11 protein-coding genes are annotated in these 13,133 nt (G+C 65.1%); 7 read left to right on the top strand and 4 right to left on the bottom strand.

The window, feature by feature from the left end; translation table 11 throughout:
• Nucleotides 1–103: 103 nt before the first annotated feature.
• Complete coding sequence (locus DW352_RS22855; protein WP_115693486.1) at nt 104–3,580, bottom strand: indolepyruvate ferredoxin oxidoreductase family protein; 3,477 nt, start codon at nt 3,578–3,580, stop codon at nt 104–106.
• Nucleotides 3,581–3,870: 290 nt separating this feature from the next.
• Between DW352_RS22855 and prmB the strand changes: the two genes are divergently transcribed.
• The 3 genes from prmB (at nt 3,871) to DW352_RS22840 (ending at nt 7,207) form a co-directional block, all read left to right on the top strand.
• The gene (prmB, locus tag DW352_RS22850) at nt 3,871–4,827 is read left to right on the top strand and encodes a 50S ribosomal protein L3 N(5)-glutamine methyltransferase (RefSeq protein WP_115693485.1); all 957 of its coding nucleotides are present in this window, start codon (nt 3,871–3,873) and stop codon (nt 4,825–4,827) included.
• 101 nt (nt 4,828–4,928) lie between these two features.
• Entirely contained in the window at nt 4,929–6,149 is a 1,221-nt protein-coding gene (locus DW352_RS22845; RefSeq protein WP_115693484.1) for an MFS transporter, read from the top strand.
• 83 nt (nt 6,150–6,232) lie between these two features.
• Entirely contained in the window at nt 6,233–7,207 is a 975-nt protein-coding gene (locus tag DW352_RS22840) for a Bug family tripartite tricarboxylate transporter substrate binding protein (RefSeq protein WP_115693483.1), read from the top strand.
• Between the two features lie 119 nt (nt 7,208–7,326).
• On the opposite strand, the gene DW352_RS22835 is transcribed toward DW352_RS22840, so the two are convergent.
• From DW352_RS22835 to DW352_RS22825, 3 genes are all read right to left on the bottom strand, one after another.
• Nucleotides 7,327–8,253 (bottom strand): TRAP transporter substrate-binding protein, encoded by a 927-nt coding sequence (locus DW352_RS22835; protein ID WP_115693482.1) that lies wholly within the window; start codon nt 8,251–8,253, stop codon nt 7,327–7,329.
• Nucleotides 8,254–8,497: 244 nt separating this feature from the next.
• Nucleotides 8,498–9,694, bottom strand: a complete 1,197-nt coding sequence (locus DW352_RS22830; RefSeq protein ID WP_115693481.1) for an acyl-CoA dehydrogenase family protein — start codon at nt 9,692–9,694, stop codon at nt 8,498–8,500.
• A gap of 143 nt (nt 9,695–9,837) precedes the next feature.
• Nucleotides 9,838–10,617: an SDR family NAD(P)-dependent oxidoreductase gene (locus tag DW352_RS22825; protein ID WP_115693480.1), complete on the bottom strand. Its 780-nt coding sequence runs from the start codon at nt 10,615–10,617 to the stop codon at nt 9,838–9,840.
• Between the two features lie 225 nt (nt 10,618–10,842).
• Between DW352_RS22825 and DW352_RS22820 the strand changes: the two genes are divergently transcribed.
• The 4 genes from DW352_RS22820 to DW352_RS22805 all read left to right on the top strand — a co-directional run bounded on the left by DW352_RS22820 (nt 10,843) and on the right by DW352_RS22805 (nt 13,132).
• Nucleotides 10,843–11,319, top strand: coding sequence for a nucleoside deaminase (locus DW352_RS22820; protein WP_115693479.1), 477 nt, complete (start codon nt 10,843–10,845; stop codon nt 11,317–11,319).
• Between the two features lie 33 nt (nt 11,320–11,352).
• Nucleotides 11,353–11,967: a nitrile hydratase subunit alpha gene (gene nthA, locus DW352_RS22815; RefSeq protein WP_115693478.1), complete on the top strand. Its 615-nt coding sequence runs from the start codon at nt 11,353–11,355 to the stop codon at nt 11,965–11,967.
• Between the two features lie 119 nt (nt 11,968–12,086).
• Nucleotides 12,087–12,743 (top strand): nitrile hydratase subunit beta, encoded by a 657-nt coding sequence (nthB, locus tag DW352_RS22810; RefSeq protein WP_115693477.1) that lies wholly within the window; start codon nt 12,087–12,089, stop codon nt 12,741–12,743.
• A 2-nt stretch (nt 12,744–12,745) separates the two neighbouring features.
• Nucleotides 12,746–13,132, top strand: coding sequence for a nitrile hydratase accessory protein (locus DW352_RS22805; protein ID WP_115693476.1), 387 nt, complete (start codon nt 12,746–12,748; stop codon nt 13,130–13,132).
• The last annotated feature ends 1 nt before the right edge of the window (nt 13,133 follow it).

Genomic DNA, 13,133 nt, shown 5'->3' with positions numbered 1-13,133 from the left:
TCTCGTTGTATCGATATGAAAACACCGCCGGACGCCGGTCAAGCCTGCCGCGGTCCAGCAATTCGTCGCAAACGACGCAGAATGATTTGCAACAAGCGGTCGGCTATTCCGCCGCCTTGAGGAACGGCGTGCTGCCGGCGGCGAACTGCTCGCGCAAGCCCGCCTCTTCCGCCTTGGCGGCAGTTAGATGCCGCGCCTTCACCGGGCCGTAGCCGCGGATCTTCTCCGGAATGGAGGCGAGCGCCACGGCGGTCTGGTGGTTATCGGGCGTGAGCTCCGCCATCAGCTTTTCGAGCAACGCCTCATAGTCTGCGATCAGCTTGCGCTCGGTGCGGCGCTCCTCGCTGTAGCCGAAGATGTCGAGCGGCGTGCCGCGCAACACCTTGAACTTGGCCAGCACACCGAACGCCTTCAGCATCCAGGGACCGAAGGTCATCTTCTTCGGCTCGCCGGTGAGCGGATCCTTCTTGGCGAGGAGCGGCGGCGCCAGATGGAACTCGAAGCGCAAATCGCCGTCGAACGAGCCCTTCACCCGCTCGAAGAACGAAGTGTCGGTATAAAGCCGCGCCACCTCGTATTCGTCCTTGTAGGCCATCAGCTTGAACAGATAGCGCGCGACCGCTTCGCTCAGCGCATTCTGGCCGGGCACCTTCGCGCCTTCGGCGGCGCGCACCTTATCGACCCATTTGCGGTAGCGGCGCGCGTAACGCTTGCTCTGATACGCCGTCAGGAACGCCTCGCGGCGCGCCACGATCTCGTCGAAGCTCTGCGACAGCGTCAGTGAATCGTTCTCGACCTGCTTCGGCTCGACCAGCGACTGCACGGCGGCAAGGTCGATCGCGGCGCGGCGGCCGTAACGGAAGGCGGCGAGATTCATCTTCACCGCTTCGCCGTTCATCTCGATCGCCTTCTCGATCGATTCGTCCGACAGCGGCAGCGCGCCGAGCTGATAGGCATAGCCCAGCATGAACATGTTGGCGCCGATCGAATTGCCGAGCAGCGCGGTCGCGAGCTTGGTCGCATCAATGAAATGGCTGTTGTCGCGGCCGGCGGCGCCGGCGATCGCACGCTTGAGCCTTTCGGTCGGCAGCGAGAAGTCGGCATTGCGGGTGAAATCGCCCGGCAGGAACTCCGTCGTATTGGCGATGACGCGCGTGTTGCCTTCCTTGATCGCGGTCAGCACCTTCTTGTTGCCGGCAACGACGATATCGCCGCCGAGCACGAGGTCGGCACCGCCGGCGGCGATGCGGATGGCGTGGATTTCTTCCGGCGTGTTGGCGATGCGGATGTGGCTGTAGACCGCGCCACCCTTCTGCGCGAGGCCGGCCATGTCGATGACGCCGACGCCCTTGCCTTCGAGGTGGGCGGCCATGGCCATGACGGCGCCGATGGTGACGATGCCGGTACCGCCGACGCCGGTCACGATGATGCCGAACGGATGGTTCGTCTGCGGCAGGGTCGGCGCCGGCAGCGGCTGCCAGCCGGCCGGCTCGGCGACGCTCTCGCCCTTCTTGAGCTTGGCGCCGTGCACCGTGACGAAGGACGGGCAGAAGCCGTTGAGGCAGGAGAAGTCCTTGTTGCAGCTGGACTGGTCGATGGTGCGCTTGCGGCCCCACTCGGTCACCAAAGGCTGCACCGAGACGCAGTTCGATTTCTGGCCGCAGTCGCCGCAGCCCTCGCAGACGAGATCGTTGATGACGACGCGCTTGTCGGGATCGGGGAAGGTGCCGCGCTTGCGGCGGCGGCGCTTCTCGGCGGCGCAGGTCTGGTCGTAGATCAGCACGGTGACGCCCGGCACGGTCGCGAGATCGCGTTGCACGGCGTCGAGCTCATCGCGGTGATGGATCGTCAGCCCGCGCGGCCACTCGGTGTCCTTGGCATATTTCCACGGCTCGTCGGAGACGACGACGATGCGCTTGGCGCCTTCTGCCGCCACCTGGGCGGCGATCTGCGGCACGGTCAGCGTGCCGTCGTGATGCTGGCCGCCGGTCATCGCAACCGCGTCGTTGTAGAGAATCTTGTAGGTCATGGTCACGCCGGACGCGATCGCGGCGCGAATGGCGAGATAGCCCGAATGATTGTAGGTGCCGTCGCCCAGGTTCTGGAACACGTGGTCGCGCTTGGAGAACGGCGACTCGCCGATCCAGTTGGCGCCCTCGCCGCCCATCTGCGTGAAGCCGAGCGTCTTGCGCTCCATCCACTGCGCCATGAAGTGGCAGCCGATGCCGGCATAAGCGCGCGAGCCTTCCGGCACGCGGGTCGAGGTGTTGTGCGGGCAGCCCGAGCAGAAATAGGGGATGCGCACCGCGACGTCGCCGGTCTCGGCCAAAGCGCGCTGCGCCGACTTCAGGCGCGCCACATGCGCCGCGATCTCGTCATTCGCCCCGATGTAGCGCAGGATGCGATCGCCAATGCAGATGGCGACATCGTTCGGATCGAGCGCGCCCTTGACCGGGAACAGCCAGTTGCCCTCTTCATCCTTCTTGCCGATGCAGACCGGCTGATTGGCGGTGCCGTAAAGCTCCTCGCGCACCTGCACTTCGATCAGCGAGCGCTTCTCCTCGACGACGATGATGAGGTCGAGCCCTTCCGCGAACGCGGCCAGTTCCTGCCGGCTGATCGGCCAGACACAGCCGATCTTGAACAGGCGGATGCCAATGTCGTTGCACTTGACCTCGTCGATACCGAGTTCGTCGAAGGCCTGGCGCACGTCGAGATAGGCCTTGCCGGTCGTGACGATGCCGATCTTGGGCGCGCGTCCGCCGGTCGTGATGATCTTGTTGAGCTTGTTGGCGCGCACGAAGGCGAGCATCGCGTCGCGCTTGAAGTCGTGCAGCCGCGCTTCCTGCCCGAGAATGGTGTCGACCAGACGGATGTTGAGGCCGCCGTCGGGCATGACGAAGTCGGCCGGCGTGACGAGGTCGATGCGATCGACGCGGCCATCGACCACGCCGGTCGACTCCACCGTCTCGTGCATGCATTTGAGGGCGGTCCAGGTGCCGGTGTAGCGCGACATCGCCCAGCCGTAGAGCGCGTAATCGATGATCTCCTGCACCCCGGCCGGGTTCAGGATCGGCATCATCACGTCCACGAAATGAAATTCGGACTGGTGCGCGGTGGTCGAGGACTCGGCGGTGTGGTCGTCGCCCATCAAGGCGAGTACGCCGCCATGCTTCGACGTGCCGGCCATGTTGGCGTGACGGAACACGTCGCCGGAGCGATCGACGCCGGGGCCCTTGCCGTACCACATGCCGAAGACGCCATCGAACTTGCCTTCGCCGCGGAGTTCGGACTGCTGGCTGCCCCAGACGGCCGTCGCCGCCAGTTCCTCGTTGAGGCCCGGCTGAAACTTGATGTCGGCGGCGGTGATCTGGCGCGACGCGCGCATGAACTGCTGGTCGAGACCGCCGAGCGGGGAGCCGCGATAGCCGGTAACGAAGCCGCCGGTATTCAGGCCAGCCCGGCGGTCGCGCTCCTTCTGCATCAGGCAGGCACGGACGAGCGCGTGATAACCGGTCACCAGCACGTGCTGCTGGTTCAGATCGTATTTGTCGTCGAGGGAGACGGGTCGGAGCGTCATCAGCGTGTCCTCGAACGGCGCCCGTTGGCGCTGTGGTATCGGCCGGCTTGCCTCTACCATATAGGCGAACGCCTCCCGACAGGAAACACGTAAAGGTGAAATAAGCCCGTTTATTCAAATGCCTGCGGAGAATTTCGTGGCTACCGCACGTCTCGAAATGAAATTTCGTCCGGCCTTTTTGTCACGCATTTTGGTGCAATGCGATATCGCCCGGCCAAGGGGCGCCGTATCCCGGCAAGGCTGTGATAATCACACGAAGCGCCGAGCCCCGGCGCCCGACAGGATGTGAAATGGCCAAGACCGTAAGCAAGACCGTAAAGAAGTCCGCGGCGACGACCGGAACGAAGACCCCGCCCCGCGAACTCGCCTCCGTCCTGGACTTCGTGCGCTACGCGGTGACGCGGTTTACCGACGCCAAGCTCGCCTTCGGCCAGGGCACCCACGACGCCGTCGAGGAAGCGATCTTCCTGGTGACCGAGTCGCTCGGCCTGCCGCACGACCGCGTCGACTCGTTCCTGCCGGCGCGGCTGACGGCGGCCGAGTGCAAGAAGGTGTTCGGCCTCATCGAGACACGGGTGCGGCAGCGCGTGCCGGCGGCCTATCTCCTGAACTGCGCCTACCTTCAAGGCCACCGCTTCTACGTCGATAAGCGCGTCATCGTTCCGCGCTCGTATCTCTCCGAACTGCTCTATGGCGACCTGTTCACCGGCGAACAGCCGCTCATCGATCCCGGAGCGGTGACGAATGTGCTCGAGCTGTGCACCGGCTCGGCGTGCCTGGCGATCCTCGCCTGCGACATCTTCCCCAACGCGCATGTCGATGCGGTCGACCTGTCGAAGGATGCGCTCGACGTTGCCAAGATCAACGTCGCCGAGCATGGCCTCGAGGACCGCATCACGTTGATGAAAGGCGATCTCTTCGCGCCCGTCGGCGACACGGTCTACGACATCATCCTGACCAATCCGCCTTATGTGGACGCCGAGGCCGTCGCCGACTTTCCGCCCGAGTTCACGAAAGAGCCGCGCATGGCCCATGCCGGCGGCGACGATGGCCTCGACATTGTGCGGCGCATCCTGGCCGAGGCCGGCGCGCACCTGAACCCCGAAGGCGGCTTGCTGTGCGAGATCGGCCGCGGCCGCGACATCCTCGAACGCGATTATCCGGAGACGGAATTTCTCTGGCTCGATACAGCCGAGAGCTCCGGCGAAGTCTTCTGGCTGCCGGCGACCGCCTTGCAGGACGACTGATCGCTCTCTCTTCCGCTGTGCACCAAGCATGGCGCACCTGCGCCCGGTTCAGTGGCCAAATCGCCCAAACGCGGTACAAACGGCCCAGCCGGGTCCTTTGAATGCTGCAATCCACCACCTCGATCGAAACCAAAGCCTCGTGGGTCGTCGCCTTCGTGGCGTTGGTGACGTTGCTGATGGCGTCGGGCGGCGCGTGGATCACCGCCGTGGCGCTGACGGAAATTGCCGCCGAAGTCGGCGGTGTGCGTTCGGTCCCGGCGCTCGGCAGTTCGCTCGCCTGGCTCGGCTCGGGCATCGGCGGCATTCTCATGGGCACGCTCGCCGAGCGCGTTGGCACGCGCTGGACCGTCTTGGCCGGCGCTTTCATGATCGCGCTCGGCCTTGCGATCTCCACGCTCGGCGCACCATGGCCGTTATGGATCGGCCACGGCCTGTTCATCGGGTTCATCGGCCTCGGCGGCATCAACGCGCCGCTCTACATTTATGTCAGCCGCTGGTTCGACCGCCGGCGCGGCTCGGCGCTGGCGCTCATCTCGAGCGGCAGCTATCTCGCCGGCGCTCTCTGGCCGCCGATCTTCGAGCGCGCCATCGCAACGGTCGGATGGCGCGAGACGATGCTCTTTTACGGAGCGGCGGCGGTTATCGTGATCGTGCCGCTGGCGCTGCGTTATTTCGGCCCGGCGCCGGAAGTCGTCGTCGCCGCCCCCGCGCAACGCAAGGGCAGCACCGCGGACCATGTGCTCGGCTGGCCGCCGAATGTCGTCTTCGGCGCGATATGCGTTGCCTCCGTCCTGTGCTGCATTCCGATGTCCATGCCGCAGGGCCATCTGGTCGCGTTCTGCAGCGACCTCGGCTTCTCGCGCTCGGTCGGCGCGTTGATGCTGTCGGTGCTGCTCGGCACCGCCTTCCTCAGCCGCCAGGCCTGGGGCGCCATTTCGGATCGTATCGGCGGGCTGTCGACCGTGTTGATCGGCTCGGTCTGGCAGACCGCATCGATGATCGGCCTGCTGCTGACGCAGAGCGAAGCCGGTCTATTCACGGTCAGCGCCGCGTTCGGCCTCGGCTTTTCCGGCATCATTCCGGCTTACGTGCTGAGCCTGCGCGAACTGTTTCCGGCGTCGGAGGCTTCCTGGCGCATTCCGACGCTGCTGCTGTTCAGCGGCGGCGGCATGGCGGCGGGCGGCTGGCTCGCCGGGCTGCTCTACGACCACTTCGGCTACTACGCGCCGGCCTTCAGCGTCGGCATCGGCACCAATCTGCTCAACGTCGTCATCATCGCCGCGCTGGTGCTGCGCGTGCGCATGCGCCCGGTCCCCGCCTGACCCTCTGGCGGAATTTGGTTTCACGTGCAATCATCTTCCCAAAGCGGCTCTCTTCAGACCGCCCAGAGGGAAGGAAACCGATAATGACACTCGACCGCCGTACATTTCTCATGGCAACGGGCGCCGTTCTGGCTGCCCCATCTTCATCGTTCGCACAAAGCTGGCCGAGCCGACCGATCCATTTGATCGTCCCCTACCCCGCCGGCGGCGGCACCGACTATTTCGCACGGCTGGTCGCGACGCCGATGAGCCAGACGCTCGGACAGCAAATCGTGGTCGAGAACCGGCCCGGCGCCGGCACCAATCTCGGCGCCGAGCAGGTCGCGCGCGCGCAGCCGGACGGCTACACGTTCCTGCTCGGCGACACCGCGACTTACGCCGCCAACAAGAGCCTGTACGCCAAGCTCAATTTCGATGCCGAGAAGGACTTCGCGCCGATCTCATTGACCGGCCGCTTCGCTGTGGTGTTGCTGGTCAACACCGACAAGCTAAAGGTGAACTCGGTCAAGGAACTGATCGACGAAGCCAAGAAGGCGCCGGGCAAGATCGACTACGCCTCGGTCGGCGTCGGTTCGCCGTTCCATCTCGCCGCCGAACTGTTCGCGCAATCGGCCGGCATCAAGCTCAACCATGTGCCGTATCGCGGCGCGGCGCCGGCGATCCAGGACCTCGTCGGCGGCCAGATCGGCATGATGTTCATCGACTTCGCCACCGCGCGCGGCCAGCTCACCAACAAGCAGATCAAGGCCATCGCCGTGGCCTCGCCCGGCGAGTTCTACGGGCTGCCGGGCGTGCCGCCCGTGTCGAAGGACGTGCCGGGTTACGAGGCCTGGGCATGGCAGGGCTTCGTGCTGCCGGCGAAGACGCCGGCCGACATCGTCACCAAATTCCATGACGCCTACGTCAAGGCGGTGACCGATCCCGAAATCAAGCAGAAGCTGATCGGCGCCGGCATCGACCCGCTACAGTCGAGCCCGGCCGAGATGGCCGCCTACATGAAGAGCGAAAGCGACAAGTGGGCGAAGGTGATCAAGTCGGCGAACATCAGGATCGAGTGAGAGCTGTCATTGCGGGGCATCCGCCGGAGCCCGAAGGGCGTAGGTGGATGAGCCCGGAATCCATATTCTGCAGCGCAGCGGCGTATGGATTCCGGCTCGCTCGCGTCCCGGAATGACGGCTAGCTCGTCCCAACCATCCTGAACATGTCCTCGCCGTATGCGCTGCGCGCCTCGGCGAGGAGCGGCTGCACCGCATCGACGAAGGCCGCATGCTCGAGCGCCGTCAATGCGACGACCTCGCAGCCGGCCGCCTCGATCGTTCGGCGTGCCGCATCCTGCTCCTCGAGCGCCAGCTTGCGCTGATAGGCGACCGCGTCGGCCACGAGCTTGCGCATCGCGTCCTGCACATCCCGCGGCCAGCCTTCGAATGACGGCCGATGCAGGAAGATCGGGCGCGACACGTAGAAGTGCGAGGTCAGCGTGTGATACTTATGAAAATTGTGCACGCCATACGTGACCGTGTTGGCGAGCGGGTTTTCCTGCGCGTCGAGGGTGCCGGCCTTGATCATGGCGATCGCCTCGGTGAGATCCATGCGCATCGCCACCGCGCCGAGCAATTCAAAAGTGCGCTTGTGGACGTCGCTCGGCAGCACGCGGATCGACATGCCCTTCATGTCGGCCGGCGTATGGATCGGTCGAAGCTTGTTGGAGATGTGGCGGAAGCCGTTCTCGAACCAGCCGAGGATGCGGTAGCCGACCCGCTCCTCGATCTTGCCGACGAGATACTGGCCGAGCGCGCCGTCCATCGCAGCGCGCGCCTGCGCGTTGTCGGCAAAGAGAAACGGCAGGTCGACAAAGCCGAGCTCGGGCACGCGGTCGGTCAGATAACTCGACGACTGATAGCCGAGCGTGAGCTCGCCGTTTTCGACGAGCGTCAGGATATCCTCGGCCTTGTAGCCGTGATCCATGATGTTGAAGACGTAATCGACGGCAACGCGGTCGCCGAACGCCGCGCGCAACTTGTCGCCGATGAAGGTGAGCGATTTGGAGAAGCTGGTGGTCGGCGGCCCGTAGCCGCCCATGCGGATCGTGATCGGTGACGCCATGCTCTGCGCTCTGTTGCGCGGAGTCGTATAGCGACGTCATGGCATCCGGCCAAGCACAACAAACGTAACAACGTGCCGATATCATTTTGACGCCGTGAACACGCGCGCTGATTTTTCACCGGATAGAAATTCCATGTCATCCCGGGCGAGCGCTCTTGCGCGAGACCCGGGATCCAGTACACCGTGTGCTATCGATAGACTGCGGCGTACTGGATCCCCGCTTTCGCGGGGATGACCGAAGTCCTCATCCCCACTTCCAGAAGTCGCGGCCTTCCTCGCGCATGAAGCGCGCGAGCACCATCTTGTGCACTTCGTCAGCGCCATCGACGAGCCGCGCCGAGCGCGCATAGCGATAGACCCACTCCAGGATCGTGTCCTTGGAATAGCCGCGCGCGCCGTTGAGTTGGATCGCGACGTCGGCCGCATTGTGCAAAGTGTTGGCGACCTGGATCTTGGCCATCGAAACTTCCTTGCGCGCACGCGAGCCCTGCTGGAGCTTCCATGCCGCGTGCATGGTCAACAGGCGGCCGATCTGGATCTGATGCGCCACCTCGCCGAGCTTGATCTGCACGCTCTCGCGGTCGGCGAGCTTGATGCCGAAGCCCTCGCGATGGGCGACGTATTCTTGCGCGATCTCCATGCAGCGCTTGGAGAAGCCGAGCCAGCGCATGCAGTGCGTAAGCCGGGCCGGCCCGAGCCTGATCTGCGTCACCTTGAGGCCGTCGCCTTCGCCCATCAGCACGTTCTCGAACGGAATCTCGAGGCCGTCGAACTCGAGCTCGCAATGGCCGCCGTGTTCCTCCGGCCCCATGATCGGAATACGGCGCACGATGCGCCAACCCGGCTGGTCCTTGTGGAAGAGGAAGGCCGTGAGGCCACGGCGCGCGTCGTCCGATGTGCGCGCCATCAGGATGAAATGCGCGGCGCCTTCCGCGCCGGTGATGAACCACTTGCGGCCACGGACGACGTAGCGGTCGTTCTTCTTCTCGGCGCGGGTCAGCATCATGCCGGGATCGGAGCCGGAGCCCGGCGACGGCTCGGTCATCGCGAAGGCCGAACGCACCTTGCCCTCGACGATCGGGCGTAGCCACTTCTCTTTCTGCGCCGGCGTGCCGACCTTGGCGAGCACGTTCATGTTGCCGTCGTCCGGCGCCATGCAATGGATGGCAAGCGGCCCGAAGATCGAGCGCGCGGCTTCTTCATAGATGGCCGGCCAGGCACCGACCGGCAGGCCCATGCCGCCGTACTCTTTCGGGCTTTGCGGCGCCCACAGGCCGGCCGCCTTCGCCTTCTCGCGCACGGGCTGAAGCCGCTCATGCGGGATGTTCTCGTAGTCGGCGAAATTCTCCGGATCGGACTCCAGCGGTAGCACGTGCTCCTCGATGAACGCGCGCACGCGCAGGCGGATGTCTTCGATCTCGGGAGAAAGGGTGAAGTCCATTTCTATTGCCTCGCTCTTTTCGCTCTCCGTCATCCTGAGGTGCGCACCGAAGGTGCGCCTCGAAGGATGACGGCCGTTCAATCAGTGCCGTCATCCTTCGAAGCTCGCGCTACGCGCTCGCACCTCAGGATGACGGATCGACGCTATCCCTTGATCTGCACGACTTGCCCGCCGTCGACGACGATGGTCGTGCCGGTGATATAGCGGCCGGCATCCGAGGCGAGCAGCAGCAATGTGCCGTCGAGATCGCCCGCTTCGCCGAAGCGGCCCATCGGGATGTCGCGCTTCATGGCGGCGCCGGCCTCGCTCTCCAGATATTTGTCGTTGATCTCGGTCACGAACCAGCCCGGCGCGATCGCGTTGACGCGCACGCCCTTGAAGGCAAGTTCGACGGCGAGCGATTTCGTCACCTGGATCACCGCTGCCTTGGCCGTGGCATAAGATGCGACGCCCTTGGCGACGCCGTAGCCGAGCACCGAGGCGATGTTGACGATCGAACCCGCCGCCTTCGCCGCCACCATGCGGCGCGCGGCCTCCTGCGCCCAGTAGAACACCGCATCGAGATCGACGCCGAGCACGCGCCGCCATTCTTCCGGCGTCACGTCGGTCGCGCGCACCGGCTGCTGCGCGACGCCCGCATTGTTGATGAGGATCGTCACCGTGCCGAAGGCTTTTTCGGCTTCATCGAAGGCGCGCACCATCGCGGCGTGGTCGGTGACATCGGCCTCGATGGCGACGGCACGACCGCCCTGCGCTTCGATCTCGCTCTTGAGCTTGGCAAGACGCTCGGCGCGCCGCGCCACCAGCGCGATCGCCGCGCCGTTGTCGGCCAGGGCCTTGGCGAATTGGATGCCGAGCCCGCTCGATGCGCCGGTCACCAGCGCCACGCGGCCCTTAAGGCTGAATAGATCGGAGGCTTTCATGTCGGTCCCAGCGTTCCTCACCGTTATGGGCAGCCACGTGTTCTTGATCTCTATTCTCAAAGACGTGGATGGCCGGGACAAGCCCGGCCATGACGATTGTTGGGGCTGGCCTTCGGCCAGCCACCCTCCCCTTTCACGGGAGGGAAGTCCCGCCATACAACGCCCGCGGCCCCGTGTTCGCAAGGCTGCGATGGACAGCGTGCCGGCAACCGCTAAGTTGTGCGCATGGCGGAAAAGAATGACGAAGACCTCCTGCGCCAGACCTTCGCGGTCGCGCGACGGGCGCGGGCGCACGGCATGCATCCGTTCGGCGCGCTGCTCGCCGGACCGGACGGCGCCGTGCTCGCCGAGCAGGAAAACGGCTTCATGCCCGATCACGACATGACCGGCCACGCCGAGCGGCTGCTCGCCACCTGGGCCTCGAAAAACTACCGGCCGGCGCAACTCGCGGCCTGCACGATGTACATGTCGGCGGAACCTTGCGCGATGTGCGCCGGCGCCATCTATTGGGCGGGCATCGGACGCGTCGTCTACGGCCTGTCGGAAAAGCGCATGAAAACGATCACGGGGAACCATCCGGAAAATCCGACTTTGGACCTACCCTGTCGCACCGTTTTTGCCGCCGGCCAGCGTGCGACCGAGGTGATCGGGCCGCTGCTGGAAGACGAGGCGGCCGCGCTGCACGACGGCGCCTGGGATTGACCGCGACCTACGTGGATCGGGTAAACTCCGCTCATGGCACACGATCATCACGACCACGATCACGAGCATTCCGAACTCTCCGACACCCAGCTCCGCGTCCGCGCGCTGGAGACGGTCCTGTCGGAGAAAGGCTACATCGATCCCAAGGCGCTCGACGCCATCGTCGAGGCCTATGAGACGAAGATCGGCCCGCGCAACGGCGCCGCCGTCGTGGCCAAGGCTTGGACCGATCCCGCCTTCAAGGCCGCCCTGCTCGAAGACGCTTCAAAGGCGGTGGCGACGCTCGGCCATGTCAGCCGCGTCGGCGATCATCTCGTCGCCGTCGAGAACACGCCGGCGACGCACAACATGGTCGTCTGCACCTTGTGCTCCTGTTATCCGTGGGAAGTGCTGGGCCTGCCCCCAATTTGGTACAAATCGGCGCCCTATCGTTCGCGCGTGGTGAAGGACCCGCGCGGCGTGCTCGCCGACTTCGGCATGACACTGCCGAAGGAAACCGAGATCCGCGTCTGGGACTCGACGGCGGAGACGCGCTTCATCGTGCTGCCGATGCGCCCCGCGGGTACCGACGGCTGGAGCGAAGAGCAACTTGCCGAGATCGTCACGCGCGATTCGATGATTGGGACCGGGCAACCGAAGAAGCCATAGCCTTCTGTCATTCCGGACGCCGCGAAGCAGCGATCCGGAACCCGGTAGCTGGCGTAAACGATGGTTCTGGATTTCGGGTTCGCTCGCTACGCTCGCGCCCCGGAACGACGAGGTGAGGAATGGACGGCATTCACGACATGGGCGGCATGGACGGCTTCGGCAAAGTCGAGGTCGAGCAAAACGAGCCGCCGTTCCACGAGAAATGGGAAGGCCGCGTGATGGCGATGCAGCGCGCCATGGGCTTTGCCGGCGCCTGGCACATCGACCATGCGCGCTATGCGCAGGAGCGCCTCCCCCCGCACATCTATCTCGAGGCGTCCTATTATCAGAAGTGGGCACTCGCAATGGAAGCGAACGTGCTCGAGCGCGGGTTTGCCGGCAAGGACGAGCTCGATGCCGGTCACGCGTTGCGGCCGGGGAAGACCCTGCCGCGCAAGTTCACGCCCGACCTCGTGCCGGACAAGCTCACGCGCGGCTCGTTTTTCCGGCCGCCGCAGGCGGAGGCGCGGTTCAAGCCGGGCGACCGCGTGCGCACCAAGAACATCCATCCGGCAACGCATACGCGGCTGCCGCGCTATGCGCGCGACAAGATCGGGATCGTCGAGCGCTGCCAGGGCTGCCATCTTTATCCCGACTCGGTGGCGTCCAACCGCGGCGACGATCCGCAGTGGCTCTACACGGTCGTGTTCGACGGGCCGGCCTTGTGGGGGCCTGATTCCGATCCGACGCTGAAGGTGTCGATCGAAGCCTTCGAGCCTTATCTCGACCCGGCCTGACCATGACAGCGATCGACCAAGCCGCGGCCCGCCGCGCGACCGACCAAGTGCCGAGCATCCCCCGCGACCAGGATGGCCCGGTGTTTCGCGAGCCTTGGGAAGCACAGGCTTTCGCCATGGCCCTCGCGCTGCACGAGCGGGGCGTCTTCACTTGGCCGGAATGGGCGGCGACGCTCGGCGACGAGATCAAGCGCGCGCAGGCCGCCGGCGATCCGGACACCGGCGAGACATATTACCTGCATTGGCTCGCCGCGCTGGAGCGGCTGGTGGCGGAGAAAGGCGTGACCTCACGCGAGACCCTTCACCGCACCAAGCATGCCTGGGAGCACGCTTGCGATCGCACACCGCACGGCAAGCCGATCGAGTTGCGCGACGAGGATTTTCATTAGC

The organism is Pseudolabrys taiwanensis (assembly GCF_003367395.1).
Classification (GTDB): domain Bacteria; phylum Pseudomonadota; class Alphaproteobacteria; order Rhizobiales; family Xanthobacteraceae; genus Pseudolabrys; species Pseudolabrys taiwanensis.
Note: the sequence above shows the minus strand (reverse complement) of the source record. Positions and strands in the feature narration are given on the sequence as shown.

What these genes read in the sequence shown, in the direction of transcription:
- DW352_RS22840 (WP_115693483.1), top strand. Translation starts at nt 6,233, where the DNA reads ATGACACTCGACCGCCGTACATTTCTCATGGCAACGGGCGCCGTTCTG.
- DW352_RS22845 (WP_115693484.1), top strand. Translation starts at nt 4,929, where the DNA reads ATGCTGCAATCCACCACCTCGATCGAAACCAAAGCCTCGTGGGTCGTC.
- nthB (WP_115693477.1), top strand. Translation starts at nt 12,087, where the DNA reads ATGGACGGCATTCACGACATGGGCGGCATGGACGGCTTCGGCAAAGTC.
- DW352_RS22830 (WP_115693481.1), bottom strand. Translation starts at nt 9,694, where the DNA reads ATGGACTTCACCCTTTCTCCCGAGATCGAAGACATCCGCCTGCGCGTG.
- prmB (WP_115693485.1), top strand. Translation starts at nt 3,871, where the DNA reads ATGGCCAAGACCGTAAGCAAGACCGTAAAGAAGTCCGCGGCGACGACC.
- DW352_RS22835 (WP_115693482.1), bottom strand. Translation starts at nt 8,253, where the DNA reads ATGGCGTCACCGATCACGATCCGCATGGGCGGCTACGGGCCGCCGACC.
- DW352_RS22825 (WP_115693480.1), bottom strand. Translation starts at nt 10,617, where the DNA reads ATGAAAGCCTCCGATCTATTCAGCCTTAAGGGCCGCGTGGCGCTGGTG.
- DW352_RS22855 (WP_115693486.1), bottom strand. Translation starts at nt 3,580, where the DNA reads ATGACGCTCCGACCCGTCTCCCTCGACGACAAATACGATCTGAACCAG.
- nthA (WP_115693478.1), top strand. Translation starts at nt 11,353, where the DNA reads ATGGCACACGATCATCACGACCACGATCACGAGCATTCCGAACTCTCC.
- DW352_RS22820 (WP_115693479.1), top strand. Translation starts at nt 10,843, where the DNA reads ATGGCGGAAAAGAATGACGAAGACCTCCTGCGCCAGACCTTCGCGGTC.
- DW352_RS22805 (WP_115693476.1), top strand. Translation starts at nt 12,746, where the DNA reads ATGACAGCGATCGACCAAGCCGCGGCCCGCCGCGCGACCGACCAAGTG.